This is a genomic window from Gardnerella sp. DNF01144, from assembly GCF_049244245.1.
Taxonomy (GTDB): domain Bacteria; phylum Actinomycetota; class Actinomycetes; order Actinomycetales; family Bifidobacteriaceae; genus Bifidobacterium; species Bifidobacterium piotii.
This window is the reverse complement of record NZ_CP058390.1, coordinates 809,728-826,691: the sequence shown is the minus strand read 5'-3', so window position 1 is coordinate 826,691 and position 16,964 is coordinate 809,728. Positions and strand designations below refer to the sequence as shown.

14 protein-coding genes are annotated in these 16,964 nt (G+C 44.8%); 13 read left to right on the top strand and 1 reads right to left on the bottom strand.

The annotated features are described in order from the left end of the window. Positions 1 to 254 precede the first annotated feature (254 nt). Positions 255 to 836, bottom strand: a complete 582-nt coding sequence (locus HXT36_RS03300) for a xanthine phosphoribosyltransferase (RefSeq protein WP_421778554.1) — start codon at positions 834 to 836, stop codon at positions 255 to 257. Positions 837 to 1,263: 427 nt separating this feature from the next. Between HXT36_RS03300 and HXT36_RS03295 the strand changes: the two genes are divergently transcribed. The 13 genes from HXT36_RS03295 (at position 1,264) to mltG (ending at position 16,924) form a co-directional block, all read left to right on the top strand. Next, positions 1,264 to 4,257: an ATP-dependent helicase gene (locus HXT36_RS03295; RefSeq protein WP_421778553.1), complete on the top strand. Its 2,994-nt coding sequence runs from the start codon at positions 1,264 to 1,266 to the stop codon at positions 4,255 to 4,257. Positions 4,258 to 4,680: 423 nt separating this feature from the next. Further along, the gene (locus HXT36_RS03290; protein WP_421778552.1) at positions 4,681 to 5,115 is read left to right on the top strand and encodes a DUF4418 family protein; all 435 of its coding nucleotides are present in this window, start codon (positions 4,681 to 4,683) and stop codon (positions 5,113 to 5,115) included. A 21-nt stretch (positions 5,116 to 5,136) separates the two neighbouring features. Next, the gene (locus HXT36_RS03285) at positions 5,137 to 6,348 is read left to right on the top strand and encodes an FtsX-like permease family protein (RefSeq protein ID WP_032842971.1); all 1,212 of its coding nucleotides are present in this window, start codon (positions 5,137 to 5,139) and stop codon (positions 6,346 to 6,348) included. A 1-nt stretch (position 6,349) separates the two neighbouring features. Next, complete coding sequence (locus tag HXT36_RS03280) at positions 6,350 to 7,135, top strand: ABC transporter ATP-binding protein (RefSeq protein WP_421778551.1); 786 nt, start codon at positions 6,350 to 6,352, stop codon at positions 7,133 to 7,135. A 635-nt stretch (positions 7,136 to 7,770) separates the two neighbouring features. After that, entirely contained in the window at positions 7,771 to 8,397 is a 627-nt protein-coding gene (gene rpsD, locus HXT36_RS03275) for a 30S ribosomal protein S4 (protein ID WP_004113375.1), read from the top strand. A gap of 475 nt (positions 8,398 to 8,872) precedes the next feature. Then, positions 8,873 to 8,995 (top strand): hypothetical protein, encoded by a 123-nt coding sequence (locus HXT36_RS03270; protein ID WP_004574665.1) that lies wholly within the window; start codon positions 8,873 to 8,875, stop codon positions 8,993 to 8,995. Between the two features lie 485 nt (positions 8,996 to 9,480). After that, positions 9,481 to 10,815, top strand: coding sequence for a galactose-1-phosphate uridylyltransferase (gene galT / locus HXT36_RS03265; protein WP_080649148.1), 1,335 nt, complete (start codon positions 9,481 to 9,483; stop codon positions 10,813 to 10,815). 114 nt (positions 10,816 to 10,929) lie between these two features. Next, the gene (locus HXT36_RS03260; RefSeq protein ID WP_115756791.1) at positions 10,930 to 11,604 is read left to right on the top strand and encodes a histidine phosphatase family protein; all 675 of its coding nucleotides are present in this window, start codon (positions 10,930 to 10,932) and stop codon (positions 11,602 to 11,604) included. A gap of 141 nt (positions 11,605 to 11,745) precedes the next feature. Next, positions 11,746 to 12,180, top strand: a complete 435-nt coding sequence (locus tag HXT36_RS03255; RefSeq protein ID WP_004131946.1) for a DUF948 domain-containing protein — start codon at positions 11,746 to 11,748, stop codon at positions 12,178 to 12,180. Next, positions 12,180 to 12,458 carry a hypothetical protein gene (locus HXT36_RS03250; RefSeq protein ID WP_115756789.1) on the top strand — a complete coding sequence of 93 codons (279 nt, stop codon included), beginning with the start codon at positions 12,180 to 12,182 and terminating at the stop codon, positions 12,456 to 12,458. The genes HXT36_RS03255 and HXT36_RS03250 overlap by 1 nt, the downstream gene beginning before the upstream one ends. A gap of 52 nt (positions 12,459 to 12,510) precedes the next feature. Then, positions 12,511 to 15,192 (top strand): alanine--tRNA ligase, encoded by a 2,682-nt coding sequence (gene alaS, locus HXT36_RS03245; RefSeq protein WP_421778550.1) that lies wholly within the window; start codon positions 12,511 to 12,513, stop codon positions 15,190 to 15,192. A gap of 63 nt (positions 15,193 to 15,255) precedes the next feature. Next, positions 15,256 to 15,774 carry a Holliday junction resolvase RuvX gene (gene ruvX / locus HXT36_RS03240; protein WP_128813744.1) on the top strand — a complete coding sequence of 173 codons (519 nt, stop codon included), beginning with the start codon at positions 15,256 to 15,258 and terminating at the stop codon, positions 15,772 to 15,774. Next, positions 15,767 to 16,924, top strand: coding sequence for an endolytic transglycosylase MltG (gene mltG / locus HXT36_RS03235; protein ID WP_016636169.1), 1,158 nt, complete (start codon positions 15,767 to 15,769; stop codon positions 16,922 to 16,924). Before ruvX ends, mltG begins: the two co-directional genes overlap by 8 nt. Positions 16,925 to 16,964 lie beyond the last annotated feature (40 nt).

Below are 16,964 nucleotides of genomic sequence, written 5' to 3'. Positions count from 1 at the left end.
AGAGTAATAGGTTTCAAACACCAACCGAACTACTTTATCGTATTTTTACGCAAAATTGCGATTTGTGAAGAATTATGTTTAATTTTTTCACAATTTGCGCACAATCGCATTTTTCGCATTTTCCGCTTTTTGTACGTGTTTTGGGTTGATTTTGGTACAAAGTGCGTCAATTTTTTCCGCTTTTTGTACGTGTTTTGGCCTGAATTTGGTACAAAATGCGGAAGTATCGTGTGGTATAAAATGCGAAAGTATCGCTATTTGCGGAATGTGATTGACCCATCGCTAGGATCCATTGACTCCACAATCGCCAGCGAATCCAAGTCATATCCAGCTTCGCGCAACGCGTCTCCGCCGCCTTGGAAGCCTTTTTCAATCGCAATGCCAATGCCAGCAACCGTGGCTCCAGCGTGATCGCAAATGTCAATCAACCCTTGCAAAGCCTTGCCGTTGGCCAAAAAATCGTCCAAAATCAAAACGCGGTCGTCTGCGCTCAAATATTTTCTAGACACAATTACGGGGAACTCGCGCTGCTTTGTAAACGAGAATACGGTAGACACGTATTGATCGCCATCCAGGTTTATTGATTGCGCTTTCTTTGCAAAAACCACTGGAATGTTGTCAAAATGACGCGCAGCAACGCACGCGATTCCAATTCCCGAAGACTCAATTGTTAGTATTTTGTTGATTTGCGTGTTTTGAAAATGCTGCGCCCAAGCGGCTCCCATTGCATCAAAAAGCGCACAATCGCACTGGTGGTTAAGGAATGCGTCGACTTTCAAAACATTTCCTGGCTTAACAATGCCTTCTTTTTGGATGCGTTCTTCCAGTTCTTGCACGATGATTCCTTTCAAATTGCGCCGTATTTTGCGTGTGCAGCGTGTATTTGTATAGCTTACCCCCCGCTTTGACTGAGCTTGAAATTGCATAACGCATTTCAAGCTCCTTCAAAGCGTGATTTGGCTTAAGGCATAAAGTCCAGTGGACTTTATGCGCCAAATCAGCCGAACGGCTACTAATAGCCGTGAGGAATAGCGCGCTGTAACGCGCGAGCGACACGACACGCCGTAAATTAGGTACAATCGCACTACAGTTTTACGTGTTTATGTAGTGCGTTGTACCAAAAAACACCGAAATTAGGTACAATCGCACTACAGATTTGCGTAATGCGTACAGTGCAAAACGCACGATTTGTGTTTGGCTGCCGTCCGTTAAAATTGGTTAGAGTTTAATTTTTGCGATTTGGAACACGGGGGAGAGTGGCTTTTGAGCAAGTACGGTTACGATTTTGATTTGTTTGGCAATCCAGAAGATGCCGACGAGCAGAGCGATGCTCTTATTAATGAAGTTTTCGACGAGCAGCGCGATGCTTCTGTTGGTGATGCCCCTATTATCGATGCTCCTATTAATGAAGATATGACGAGCGAAGTTTCTGCTTCTATGGCGGCTTTCGATTCTTCCGCTGCCTCCGCCCAATACAGCCAATCCGCCCAGTCCGCCCAATACAGCCAGTCTGCCCAATCATCCCAGCGCACACCAATCGCACAGCCATCCGCACAATCTTCCAACATTCCTGAAATCAACCCACAATCGCTTTTAGAAGGCTTAAATCCACAGCAATCCAAGGCTGTTCAATACACTGGCCCCGCGCTTTTAATCGGAGCTGGCGCAGGCAGCGGCAAAACGCGTGTTCTTACGCGCCGAATCGCGTGGATTTTGGCTAATCGCAAAGCGTGGCCGAGCCAAATTCTTGCAATCACATTTACTAACAAGGCGGCAGCGGAGATGCGCGAGCGCTTGGCGAGCTTAATCGGCAATAGTGCAAATAGCATGTGGGTCTCTACTTTCCATTCTGCTTGCGTTAAGATTCTTCGCGCTCATGGCGATTCAATCGGCTTAAAATCAGGCTTTTCTATCTACGATTCTTCGGATTGCGAGCGTCTTGTTAAAATAATCGCATCCGAATTGAACATCGATATTAAAAAGTTTACGCCGAAACTTTTATTGTCTAAGATATCTGATTTCAAAAATAATTTGGTTACATGGCAGGAAAATCTTAAAAATTACGCACCAGATTATAAGCCAGGCGCGTCTGTATCTGGCGCATCTAGCTTTAATGCTGCTGGCAATGCCGATGCGCTTTACGCCGCTGTTTACGCGGAGTACCAAAATAGGCTTAGCGTTTCGAATGCTGTTGATTTTGACGATCTGATTATGCTAACGGTTAAGCTTTTGCGCCAAAATCCGCAAGTTAGCGCGTATTACAAGCGAAAGTTCCGCTACATTTTGGTTGACGAGTATCAAGATACAAATCACGCGCAATACGTTTTGATTCGCCAGCTTGCAGGTGTGGGTGATTATTCCGCAGTTCCACAAGTTTCCGCAGCTTCACCAGATTTCGCAGCTTCACCAGATTCCACTCAACTTCCGCAATCTTCAATCACGGTTGTTGGCGATTCTGACCAGTCGATTTATGCTTTCCGCGGTGCAGATATTCGCAATATTCAAGACTTTGAGCAGGATTTTCCAAACGCTACAACAATTATGTTGGAGCAGAATTATCGCTCTACACAAACCATTTTGAACGCTGCAAATGCTGTGATTTCTAACAACACTAATCGCAAGCCTAAAAAGTTGTGGACATCTTTAGGCAAAGGTTCTCCAATCGTCGGCTACGTAGCAGATAACGCGCAAGGCGAGGCGATGTGGGTTGCTCAAGAAATCGCGCGCTTAGCAAGTGAAGATGGCGAAGATGGCGTAAACTACTCAGATATTGCGATTATGTATCGCGCAAATTCGCAATCGCGTAGCTTAGAAGATGCGCTTATTAAGTCGGGCTTGCCTTATCAACTTGTTGGCGGAACTAAGTTCTACGAGCGTCGCGAAGTTAAAGATGCTCTTGCTTACTTGCAATCGATTGCAAACCCTGATGATGATGTTAATATGCGCCGCATCTTAAACGTTCCAAAGCGTGGTCTTGGTGCGCGTGCTGAGTCGCAGATTACGTCTTATGCAAAAGAAAATTCTATAAGTTTTTGGTCTGCTCTTAGTCAAATAGATAAGATTGCGGAGCAAATTGGTATTTCATCTAGAACTTTTAATGCGCTTAAGAGTTTTAGGGATCTTATGACTTCGCTTATTGACTTTATGAAAGCTAACGATTCCAAGCCTTCTAAGGTTGTGGAGAACGTGCTTAACGAAAGCGGATTGTTGCAGGATTTGCGAGAGTCGAAAGACCCTCAAGATGAATTTAGAGTAGATAACTTGTCTCAATTGCAATCGGTTGCAGCCGAGTATGAGCAGAATACGCCTGATGCTAATGTTGCTGGTTTTTTGGAGACTACGGCTTTGGTTGCGGATTCGGATCAGCTTCCAGACCAGGGTGAAGATACTGGAAAAGTTACGCTTATGACGCTTCACACAGCTAAGGGCTTGGAGTATCCTGTTGTGTTTTTGACTGGCATGGAGCAGGGCACTTTTCCTCATTCGCGCTGTGTTGACAATCAAAAGGAGCTTTGCGAGGAGCGTCGTCTTGCATACGTTGGCATAACTCGTGCTAAGAAGATTTTGTACGTTACTTGGGCAGCTGAGCGCTCTCAATGGGGAAAGTCTGCGGAGATGATTCAAAGTCAGTTTTTGGACGAGATTCCTGCGGATTTGATTTGCTGGAAACGCACAGAAGCGGCCGTTATGCGAGCTGGACTAAGGGGAGCAGGCAGAGATTTTGACCGCGATTTTGACCGCGATTTCTCCGATGATTTTGGAAGCGACGGCGGTTGGAGCGACGATTCGTACACAACTTACGGAGGTTCGAGTTACAGCGGATCTCGCTACAGCAAATCGCATTATGGCAGCTCGTATGGTTCTTCAAAGTCTTATGGCAAGTCGTATGGCTCAAAGTCGTATGGCTCTAGTTCGTATGGCAACTCATACGGCAAGTCGTATGGCTCAAAGTCTGGCAAAGTCACCACGCGAATCGCAAGAAAATCGAGCGCATCGTACCAAAGTCAATCGTCCACCTCAAATTTGCAATCGTCCGCATCGTCATTATCTTACAAAAAGCAAAGTTTGCAAGAAAAAGACAATCACCTAAATATCAACGATTTTCATGAAGGCGATAAAATTTCGCACGACACATACGGCCTTGGAACTGTTCTTAAAACACAAGACAAGGGCAGAAACTCAATTATTACAGTTGACTTTGGTTCGGATGGCGTAAAGCGACTTATGCTAAGAGTTGCTCCGATTGAGAAATTGTAAAATTGTAAAATTTCTCGTTTTATAGATGTTGTATGCAAAATAATACAACCTTATTGAAGATTACTTTAAATTGTTAATTGTAATATTGTTATAACTAGTGCGTGATTATATACACTAAAACAAAATATTCAAGACTTGTTTTCTATTAAGCTATACGAAAAAATATAAAAGTAAGAAAAATATAAGAGTAAGAAAAGTATAAACGCAAGAAGAATAAAAGTAAAAAAGAATAAAAGTAAAAACTGCAAATGTTCAAGATTTGTGACTCAAGGGGAAGTCGACTAAGTTCTGAATCATTGCGATTGTATTTATAAACGATATTTAAAAGGCGTGGCGCTTGCAAACGTGAGTGCCGTAAAGCGTGTTGCGTTAAACAAAAAGCAACACTAAAAAATAATAACTAGATTTAATGAGGTATTTATTATGAAGAACAAATTATTCGCATCGCTTCACGCAATTGTGTTTGGAATTCTTATTGCTATAGCGCCATTAACATTTGCAAAACCATGCTCAACTGGTGGCATGAGCAAAATGTCTAAAATGGCTAAAATGCCTATGATGATGCAGCCTATGGCATGCTACTACACAAGCCGCGTAGCTATTGGAATTGGCGTTGTTATAGCGATTCTAGGCATTATTGCGCTATTTGTTAAAGAACACGTTCGCGCTGGCTTAAATATTGCTGTAATTGCTAACTCTCTGTTTATGATTGCTACTACAACATTCCTTATTGGTGTTTGCAAAAGTCCAATGATGCATTGCGTATCTGTTATGCGTCCAACGTTGATTGTGCTGTCTGTACTAGCGTTGGTGTTTGCATCCGTTAGCGTGTATCTCGATACTAAATCTGCTTGCTAGTGCGCATCTAAGTAATTTACTATGCACACTATTACATTAAAGCGATTGCCGCTAGAAAACCTAAAGCAAAAGCCGCTAAGAACCGCCGCGTTAATCATGGTTTCCGCGTGCCTAGCTGCAGTGTTTTTTGGCGGCTCGCTAATCTCCCTAAATCTTTCAAACGGCCTAAACAGCATGCGCGCTCGCCTTGGCGCGGATATTATGGTGATTCCGCAAAATACTTACAATCGTGCGGAAGCGTTGCTAACTAATGGCGGATCTAGCACGTTTTATTTTACGAACAATATTGAGGATTTTGTGCGAAAATCAAAAGGCGTTGAAAAAGCAAGCGTACAAACTTACATATCTTCTCTATCTGCTGGATGCTGCGCGGAAAAGTTGCAAATCATAGGTTTTGACCCTACGAGTGACTTTGTAATCGCGCCATGGATTTACTCGCAACACAAAAACGAGCTTAAAAAAGGGCAGATGATTGCAGGCGCAAACGTGCTTGTTTCTTACCAAAACACGGTTCGCTTGTATGGGCACGAATGGCCGATTGTTGCGCAACTTGCTAAAACGGGCACTAGCCTAGATAACTCAGTGTTTGTAAACAGAGACACGATTCCAGCGGTTGTTAAATATTCGTCGAAAGTTGGGCACACTGCGATTCCTGCAAAATACGCACGCAAGGCTGTTAGTGCTGTTCTTGTAAAAGTTCGCAAGGGTTTTAGCGCTAAGAGTGTTGCGGAAAATATTCGTAAAACTAGCGGAATTAAAAGCCTTGGAATGGTTTTTCCAGGCGGAATTACCGAGCAGACTAAAAAGAGTTTAGAAGTGCTAAACAAGGCGATTTTTCTTGGCGTTTTTGCGTTTTGGGCTGTGGGCGTGTTAATTCTTGTCTGCGTTTTTGCGGCATCTACATCGGAGCGCAAGAGGGAATTTGCTTCATTGAGGATTTTGGGCGCAAATAAGCGCATGCTTTTTGGCATGATTTCGCGCGAATCGGCTGTGATTGGCGTTGTAGGCGGCGTGATTGGTGTTGCGTTTGCTTCGCTTATTTTGTTCCCATACAATATTGCGATTTCTAGTCAGTTGCAATTGCCGTATTTGGAGTCGAATGTTTGGCTTGTGTGCGCGCTTGCGGCAGTTTCTGTAGCGTTTTCGCTCGCTAGTGTTTTGGTAACCTCTGCGATTATTGTTGGGCGAATCGCAAGCAGGGAAGCGTATTTGACTTTAAGAGATGGCGAGTGAGATGGCGAGTGAAGTGGTTAGCAACGATTTAGGCGATTTAGGCTTAGGTGATTTAGGCGATTTAGTCGTAGATCTTAAAAATGTTACTCGCGAATTTAAGCGCAAAAATCGCAAGTTTATTGCTGTAGACAATGTTGATTTTTCGCTTAAAGCTGGCGATTTTGTTGCGATTGTGGGCAAGTCTGGAAATGGAAAATCAACTCTATTAAACATGATTGCAGGGCTTTTAAAGCCTACGCGCGGAAGCGTTACGATTTTTGGATGCAATATTTCGATGCCTTCTATAAGCGATGAACAAACTTCTGCGATTCGCGCAAAAAACATTGGTTTTGTTACGCAATCGCAGACGCTGCTTGCTAATTTGAATGTGCTAGATAACGTTATTTTGCCTGTTATGATTGAGCGTGCATCTTATAAGCGAGTAGGCGATTTTGCGCAAAAACTTGATCCAGAAGATTGTGCGAATTTAAATTCCTTCGCTATGGATTTGCTTAAGCAACTTAACGTGGACGATCTTGCGCATTGCTATCCGCGCGAGCTTTCTGGCGGAGAAATGCGTCGCGTTATGATTGCGCGCGCTTTGATTAATAAGCCGCGTTTGTTGATTTTGGACGAGCCTACTGGCGATTTGGATTCGCAAAATACTCAAACTGTTGTGTCTTTGCTGCGCGATTGTGCGGCTTCTGGAGCGGCTGTTTTAGTTGTGACTCACGATGAATCGGTTGCTGCAAGCGCTGATTGCGTTTACGCAATGGACTCTGGTGTTCTACGCGCGCGCTTAGACTGAGCGCTTAGACCGCGCGAGCGATTTTCCGCTTTTTGTTGCTGTTTTTACTGGTTTGAGCTACATTCTCGGGAAAAATTGACGCATTTTGTAGCTTTAATTAGCGTTTTGAGCAACAAAAAGCGTCAACCATTTCCGCACTTTGTAGCTTAAAGCGTTCGCGCGGATTAGCCGCGCTATTCCTCGCGGCTATTAGTAGCCGCTCGGCTGATTTGGCATGTAAAGTCCACTGGACTTTACATTTGAGCCAAATCACGCTTTGAAGGAGCTTGAAACGCGCTATGCAATTTCAAGCTCAGTCAGAGCGCTTTGCAGCGCAGAAGCAATGCTTCTGCTTTAAGCGGCTCAGCGCTCCGAATTGCCTTTGTGCGCTACGCTCAAGCACAAAGGCAGGTCGTCGCGCATATTCTACGGCGCGGAGTAGTATAGGGAACGATGCCTATTTTTCGTAGGCATTATCTGGAGCCTTAGCCCATCAGTGGGTCGGCGCGCAAGAATTATGGCGTTATTTAAGCGTTTTAATGCTTTCGCGTTCGTGTGTTTACACGAAGAAGCACTGGAGAGGCCGGCTCAGCGTGAATAATCGTAAAAGTTTGGTTCACGTTCCGTTCAGATAACGACAGAATAAAGGATTAGTAATGACTAATATTCAGCGTTCTCGCCGTCAGGTGCGTCTTTCTCGCGCCCTCGGCATCGCTTTGACCCCAAAGGCTCAGCGTATTTTCGAGAAGCGTCCATATGCTCCAGGTGAGCACGGTCGCACTCGTCGTCGTACCGAGTCCGATTACGCAGTACGTCTTCGCGAGAAGCAGCGTCTTCGCGCTCAGTACGGTCTTTCCGAGAAGCAGCTTCGTGCAGCTTACGAAAAGGGTACGCACACTGCAGGTCAGACTGGTGACGCAATGCTCACCGATTTGGAAACCCGTCTTGACGCTTTGGTTTTGCGCGCAGGTTTTGCTCGTACAACCGCTCAGGCTCGCCAGTTTGTTGTGCATCGTCACATCTTGGTAGATGGCAATCTTGTTGATCGCCCATCTTACCGTGTTAAGCCAGGCCAGACCATTCAGGTTCGCGCTAAGAGCCAGACAATGGTGCCATTCCAGATGGCTGCTGAAGGCGTTCATCGCGACGTTTTGCCAGCAGTTCCTGGTTACCTCGATGTGAATCTTGCCTCTTTGAAGGCTACTTTGACTCGTAAGCCGGAAGTCGATCAGATTCCAGTTGAAGTCAACATCCAGTACGTCGTCGAGTACTACGCTCGCTAAATTCTGGATTTCATTCTTAAGGACATACCGCTTGACCCCTGCTGTGCATTGCATAGTGGGGGTCAATGCGTTTGCGCTCCAACCTGCCTTTTCGCTTAGAGCGTAGCGCGCTGTAACTCGCGAGCGATTGGCGCTTGCATAATAGCAATATGAATTATGATAAAAGCTGGTTACATGTTGGTGCACATTAACTTTTGTTAGGGAAAGGTCGCAAGCAACCGAACATTATGCAACAAAACGCTTTAATAATAAAACAAAATCACATATAATAATTACATCAATGCCCGTTATATTACAAAATATAACATTGTGCGAGTGTTGAATCAGAAAATATATAATAGGTAACTAAGCGTTTAAAGCGTGTTATTAATATACAAAAGAATATATAAAAGAATAAAAGAAGATACAAAATACAAGTAAAACAGAATACGCAATAAAAGAAGATTAGAGAGTAGAAGAGACGATGGAGTCAAAGATGTCTCAACAAAATACCAAAGCGAATGCGCTAAAAGCACAACAACTTGCCGCACGCGCAATTAACAAACACGCAAAAGATGCGCTAAACAATAACACTTTTGAAGGGGTGGTCTTGTGGTAGAGCCTAAAAAGATTAACGGGTTGCACAATATTCCAACTACAGCTGGATTTGCAGGCCCAGGCGGCGGCTTTGAAGGTGGTGCTGCTGCAGGATTCGAGATTGACGACGCATCTAAGCATAAGAAGGCAGATGAACGCGAAGTCGAAAAAAGCTTAGAAGACACAGATGCTTTTGACGCAATAGACGTTAACGCGATTCGTGCTAGAAACAAAGCTAGCGGCGCAAACGAAACGGTTATGAGCAAGATTACAAGCACGGGTGTTGGGGATTCTTCGCTTAGTAGCCTTGTAGCTCAAGCCGAAGGAGAAGCTGCTGCCGATGTGCGCGATTCGTTGTATGTAACTCAGCAAATGCCTGCAATACCTGCGGTTTTAAGTGGTATTACGCCGCAAGAGCCGCCGCACGCAACGCAATCTCCGATTCGCGATTTTGGCGGCGAGTATCCGTATAAGTTGTATCGCCCTGGAACTTACGCGCGCGAGCATATGCGCATTACAGCAACAAAACTTTCCGACGGGCGAGACTTTTTCTACATAGATGACAATCCAGAATACGTTAGCGGCCACAAAACAAGGGAACTGATTGACCCTAGAAAGTTGGCGTATCGTTTTACTTCGCATGTTGATAGCGAAGGCAACGAAGTTCCTAGCGAAGTTCCGCAAATGCGCCAAGATCCGCTTACAGGAGACTGGATTCCTATGTCTAGGTTGTGGGCAAAGCGGCCAGCTGCGATTCTTGGTGAGGATTCAAATAATCATGATTCGGCGGATTCGGCGGATTCTGCGAAAGATTCTTCGCCATCAAGAATCGACCCATTTGCTGGCAGAAAGCCGCAGTGCGAGTATCAAGATGGCGAAATTCCAGACGAAGACTATGACGTTGTTGTTTTTGAAAACCGCTATCCAGCTATGGCTCAGGTTGCAGGCGTGCCAAATACAACAACATACGTTGACGGAAATCCATTGTGGAAGCAGGCTCCTGCAGCAGGTCGATGCGAAGTGATTTGCTTTAGTTCAAACGAGAATATGCTTCCAGCTAATCTTTCTGTTTTGCGCATGCGCACGATTGTTGAAGCGTGGGCGTTTAGAACCGCAGAAATTAGCCAAATCGAAGGAATTGAGCAAATTTATCCGTTTGAAAATCACGGCAGTCAAATCGGCGTAACTTTGCATCATCCTCATGGTCAGATTTACGCGTATCCGTTTATTGCTCCTAGGTTAGAGCAGGAGTTGCGCCACACTGAGGCTTATTTTGAGCGCACTGGCAGCAATCTTCTTAAGGATTTGATGAATTCAGAGATTGAAGCTAAAAAGCGTGTGATTATGCATAATCACAGTTGGGTTGCGTATGTTCCAGCTGCTGCTCGATGGCCGCTAGAGGTGCATGTTGCTCCTGTTAGAGACGTTCTTACTTTGGATCAGCTTGACGACCAAGAGCGTTGGGATTTGGCGCAAATCTACATAACACTTCTTAAGCGTGCTAATAAGTTCTTTGGATTATCGTCTTCAAACGCGGGCGATTCGAGCGCTAAATCGTTTGCAAGTTCGGCTGCTTTCGACTTATCTTCTGGCGCGAGTGATGCAAATTCCAGCGATTTCGTTGATTTGCCTTACGTTGCAGCGTGGCATCAAGCCCCTGTGCATGATTCTCGCCGCTCGCATTATCGCCTTAATTTGCAATTCTTCTCGTTTATGCGAGACGCCAATAAAATCAAGTATTTGGCTGGGTCGGAAGCAGGAATGGCGTCTTGGATTTCCGATACTACTCCAGAGTTGATTGCAAGCAGATTCCAAGAATTAGGAGATGTTGACTTGGATTAGTCTGACTTGGATTAGTCTGACTTGGATTAGTCTTGTCTTGATTAGTCTTGATTAGTCTCGTCTTAATTACTCTAATTTTTACACGTTTTACTTAAAAAGTGAGATGATTAAGTTATGTTGTTGCATCTTTATTTAGTTCGTCATGGTCAAACCATGTTTAATTGCTACAATCGCTTGCAAGGATGGAGCAATTCTCCACTAACTCAAAAAGGGCTTAAAGACGCCGATTTAGCGGCTCAAAAGCTTAAGAACATTGTTTTTGCTGCCGCATATTGCTCCGATACAACTCGCGCGCAAATCACAGCTGAGCGTATTTTAAGCGAAAACGAAAAGCATACGCATATTCGTCCGCATCTTGTAAGCGATATGCATTTTCGCGAACAATGCTACGGATATTTTGAAGGCCAAGATATGAATATGGCTTGGTGGGCTGCAGGTGCGCCTCATGGAGCAAAAACATATAACGAAATCGTTGAAAAATTTGGTCTTGCTGCAACTCGAGACATGCTTAAAGAGGCCGACCCATTCCACGATGCAGAGTCAGATATTGAATATTGGAAGCGCGTTGAAGGCGGTTTCAAAATAATCGCAAGCAATCCAGCGTTAAAAGATGGAGACAACGTTTTGCAAATCTCCCACGGAAACACGCTTTTAAGCCTTATGCATCGTTTTGCACCTGTTGGCTACGATTTGAGTGAGCGCCCGCAAAATGGAAGTGTAACTCGCCTTGATTTCAACACGGCAGAGCCGATTGATCAAGCTATAACAATTAAGGGATATAACGAGTAAATGCGATTAGTTTGCGCAAAAAATGTTCGTTAAGTGTTCACTAAATGTTCGCTAAATTTACAAAAAGAGTCTTGACTCTTCGTTAATCTTTTAATACATTGCGTGGGTAGTCGTGTGTAAAACAGCAGGAAAGAGGTTACGATGAGCGTTGGAGACATTGCTGCTCTAATTGCAGCGATTTCGTTTGCGGTGCTTTCGGGATTTATGATTTATCCGCTTATTCGGCTGGGTAAAATGTTTAATCAGATTTCTCAAACTGTTAAGGAATCGGGCGAGCACGCTTTGCCTGCTATCGACGAATCTGTTACAACAGTAAAACAAGTGAACAAAACACTTGAAGACGTTAATGCTGTTACAGATGCTGCTCGCACTACAGCTACAAATGTTGGCGCTCTTACGGATTTGTATGGCGCTTTTCTTGGAAAGCCAGTTGTTAAAATTGCATCTGCTTGCTATGCGCTTAAAGACACTTTTAATGCGTTCTTTAATAAGGCTACTGTTCCAACGGATGCTGCAGAATCTTCCGCTAGGCATGCGGCAAATTCTGGCGAGTCGTTTACGCCTAAGGGGGAGTGATGTTTAAGCGTTTATTTTGGATTTGCGTCGGTTTTGTAATGGGAGTTATGTCTGTTACAAAAGCTCGCGCGTACGTTAAGGAAAAGTTCCCACAAAACGCTAGGAATTTCTTCTTCGATAAAGATCCAAAAAATCTTACTTTAAGCACGATTTTGTCTTTGTACAATGATTTTAATTCCAGCAGAAAAGCCCACGAGTCGCAGATTAACTCTAAGTATGCTAGTAAGTATGCCGATAAGCGTGACGATTCGTTTACAAATAAGTCTTATACTAAGTAGTTACTAAGTGGTCTTATACTAAGTCTAAATAAATAAAAAGGAGTTCGTACCCATGCGCACAGCAGAAATTGCAAAGCGTTATCTTGATTATTTTGCCAAGAATGGCCATATGGTTGTACCTTCGGCATCGCTGATTTCTCCAAATCCAACGACGCTTTTCACGATTGCAGGCATGGTTCCATTCATACCTTATCTTTTGGGAGAGCAAACGCCTCCTTCTCGCAGAATGACGTCTAACCAAAAGTGCGTGCGTACTCTCGATATTGACGAAGTTGGTAAAACAACTCGTCATGGCACCTTCTTCCAAATGGTTGGTAACTTTAGTTTTGGCGACTATTTTAAGGAAGAAGCAATCCACTACGCTTGGGAGCTTTTAACAACTCCGCAAGATAAGGGCGGCTATGGTTTCGACCCAGAAAAACTTTGGGTAACTACTTATACAGACGACGACGAAGCTCGCGCAATTTGGAAGAATGAGGGCTTCGACCCAGAGCACATGCAAGTTTTTGGCATGGAAGATAACTTCTGGACTACTGGTGGCCCTGGCCCTGGCGGCCCATGCTCCGAGATCTACGTGGATCGCGGTCCTAAGTATGGTAAGGATGGCGGTCCTGCTGCTGACGAATCTCGTTTTATTGAGATTTGGGATTTGGTTTTTGAGAACTTCCAGGTAGACAACGTAAAGTCTAAGACTGATTTGCACATTGTTGGTGAGCTTGATCAAAAGAATATTGATACAGGCGCTGGTTTGGAGCGTTTGGCTTACCTTATGCAAGGCAAGGAAAACATTTACGAGACTGACGAAGTTTATCCAGTTATTGAAGCTGCAGAAAAGCTTAGCGGCGTAAAGTACGGCAGCAATGCCGATGCGGATGTTCGTTTCCGCGTTGTGGCAGATCACGTGCGTTCCGCTTTGATGATTATGAGCGATGGCGTGCGTCCAAGCAACGTTGGCCGCGGATACGTGCTTCGCCGTCTTCTTCGCAGAACTGTTCGCGCAATGCGTATGCTTGGCGTGCAAGACCCAGTTTTGCCAACCTTGTTCCCAGTTTCTAAGGGCGCTATGGAGCCAAGCTACCCAGAGCTTAATAACACTTTCCATGAGGTTAGCGAAGCTGCATACGGTGAGGAAGATGCGTTCCGCCGCACTCTAGAAAAGGGCACGACTATTCTTGACTTGGCTGTTGAAAAAGCCAAGAAGGAACACAAGGATGACCCTATTGTTGGTGGCTCCGACGCATTTACTTTGCACGATACTTACGGCTTCCCAATTGAGTTGACTCTAGAGATGGCTGCTGAGCAGGGTGTTAAGGTTGATGAAGCTAAGTTCCGCGAGCTTATGAGCGAACAGAAGGGTCGCGCTCGTGCGGATGCTTTGAAGAAGCGTCACAATGTGGACGTTAGTGTTTACGACGACATTAAGAAGGCTCTAGAAAAGCCAATCGACTTCCTCGGTTACACAGACTTCTCCAGCCGTTCCAACGTTTTGGCGATTGTTGAAGCAGGTAAAGGCTCTGTTAAAAGCGTTAGCGCTCCTGCAAACGTTGAGGTTATTCTTGATCGCACGCCATTCTACGCTGAGCGTGGTGGCCAGATTGCCGATCAGGGTGAGATTATTTCCGACGATGGCGCAATTTTGGAAGTTGACGACGTTCAGCGACCAATCAAGGATTTGATTGTTCACAGCTGCCGACTTACTGAAGGAACTCTTAGCGTTGGTGCTCCAGTGAACACAAATATTGACCAGGTGCGCCGTGCTGCTTTGGCTAGAAGCCACACTGCTACACACACTCTTCACAAGGCTTTGCGTGAGGAGCTTGGCCCACAGGCAACTCAGCGCGGTTCTGTAGTAGATCCAGATCGTTTGCGCTTTGACTTCCAATGGCCAAAGGCTGTTGATAAAGATGCGTTGTTGCGTGTAGAAGCTCGCGTAAACGAGCGCATTCGCGAAGACTTGCAAGTTGTTCCAAAAGAAATGCCAATTGACGACGCTTTCAAGCTTGGAGCAATGCACTTGTTCGGCGAGAAGTATGGCGATATTGTTCGCGTTGTAGAGATTGGCGACGGCTGGAGCCGCGAGCTTTGTGGCGGTACTCATGCTAAGAGCACTGGCAAGATTGGTATGGTTACAATCCTTTCCGAGTCTTCTATTGGCTCTGGCGTACGCAGAATCGACGCGCTTTGCGGCGAAGAAGCATACGAATATGGCGCTCGCGAGCATGCTTTGGTTGCGCAACTTGCAGACATGGTTAACGCTCGTCCAGACGAGTTGGCTGAGCGTTTGGAATCCTTGCTTAACAAGATGAAGGATTCTGATCGTAAGCTTGCTTCTGTTTACGAATCGCAGCTTAATGAGGCTGTTCCAGAATTAGTTGAATCGGCTAAGCAAAGCAGCTCAAAGATTAAGCTTGCTGTAAAGAATGTTGGAAACTTCGGTTCCTTCGACGCTTTGCGCAAGACGGTTCTTGACGTTCGTTCTCGCTTGGGTGAAGATTCGCCAGTAGTTGTTGCGTTGTGCGGTGTAAACGAGAGCGATAAGCCAATGGTTGCTGTTGCTACTAACGATGCAGCTCGCTCGGCTGGTGCTAAGGCTGGCGACTTGGTGCGTACAGCTTCCAAGGTGCTTGGCGGCGGTGGCGGCGGCAAGCCAGACTTTGCTCAAGGCGGCGGTGCGGATTCTTCTAAGATTGATGAAGCACTCGAGGCCGTGAAAGCCGAAGTTTTGAAGCTATAGTCAAAAGGTTAAATGTTTAAGATGTTTAACACTCGAGCCAAATTAATAAGTTAGAGTTTTCGTATGATTTGGCTTGGCGTTGATTTAGGAGATGCCAGGGTTGGGCTTTCTAAGTCCGACCCTGAGCTGACTTTTGCTCACCCAATCGGTAATATTCAAGCCTATGGCGACTCGTTTAATGCGATTGAAGACGTTATTAACGTTATAGAAGACAATAGTGTGAGCCGAGTCGTAGTTGGTTTGCCTTTGCAATTAGACGGGTCTGAAGGAAAGTCTGCTAAAAAAGCGCGCAGATGGGGTGCTAATTTAGCCAAGCGCATTAAATCGCTTTTTGATTATGGCGATTGGTCGCTTGATTTTATTCCAGAAGTCGTTTTTAACGACGAACGACTAACAACAGTTACTGCTCATAGGCAATTGTTAGATGCTGATTTTTCCACTAAAAAGCATCGTCCAATGGTTGATCAGCAATCGGCAGTATTGATTTTGCAATCTGCGATTGACGATTACAGAAATGCTTGCAAAAATGTAAAAGGCGACTCGCAAAGTGACTCCATCAGAAAGGAAGCGTTTAATGAGTGAGAATATAGACGATTTTTTCAATCAAAACGCTAAATGGAGTCACAATTCATCCAATCCACCTGTTCCGCCAAAATCGCGAAAAGCAAGAAATGCGCGTAGAAATCGCAAAAGTAAAAGAAATCGTATAGTTGCATTCATTCTTGCACTAGTTTTTGCGTTGCTATTTGTTGTTGGATACGGCTTATATCGCGTTGCAGTTTATGTAAGAAACAATAGTCAGTCGTCAATTATGGAAGACTGGCCAGGTCCTGGAAGTGGGTTCGTTGAATTTACGATTGAACCAGGTCAAGGATCTGTAGAAGTGGGAAATAACCTTGTTAAGGCGCAGGTTGTAAAGTCGCAATCCACTTTTTCTAATATTGTTGCAGCAAATAACAAGATTTTGTACCCAGGAATTTACGCGCTTAAAAAACACATGAATTCAATGGACGTAGTGGAAATTCTTTCCGACCAAAGCAAGGCTGGTGGATTCTTAGACGTTAAAGCAGGGGAGCGCGCAACGGAGGTTATTCGCAAGGCTGCACAAATCTCGGGAATTGACATTGCTCAATTTAACGCGATTCAAAAAACAGACGGAGCGGGGATTTTGCCGCCAGAAGCGGGCGGAAGCTTTGAAGGATGGTTGGAACCTGGAGTTTACAACGTAAAAGCTATTAAGTCAGCCAGCAAGATACTGGCAAAAATGGTAGATAAGCGCGTTAAAAAGCTTGATTCCCTAGGCGTTCCTAAGGGCGATTTGCGTCAAAAAGTTCTTAAAATTGCTTCCATTGCAGAAGCAGAAGTCAATAATCGCGAATACTACGGCAAAGTTTCGCGCGTAATCTTAAATCGTTTAGCTAAAGACATGCCTTTGGGAATGGATACTACGGTTGCATACGGCATTGGGATTAAGGCGATTAACCTTACGCAATCGCAGCTAGACGATGCAAGCAACCCGTACAACACTAGGATTCACAAGGGGCTGCCTCCTACTCCTATAAGCATTCCTGGAGATAACGCGATTTTGGCGGCTCTTAATCCAGCGAATGGTCCATGGATTTATTTTGTTACAACCAACTTAAAGACAGGCGAAACTAAGTTTGCGGATAACTACGACGATTTCTTAAAGATCCGCGACGAGTATAAGCGCTCCAACGAAAACGCCAACTAAGCTTTGGTATAACGTGTTTCTCTTTTTGGTGTTGCGCGAT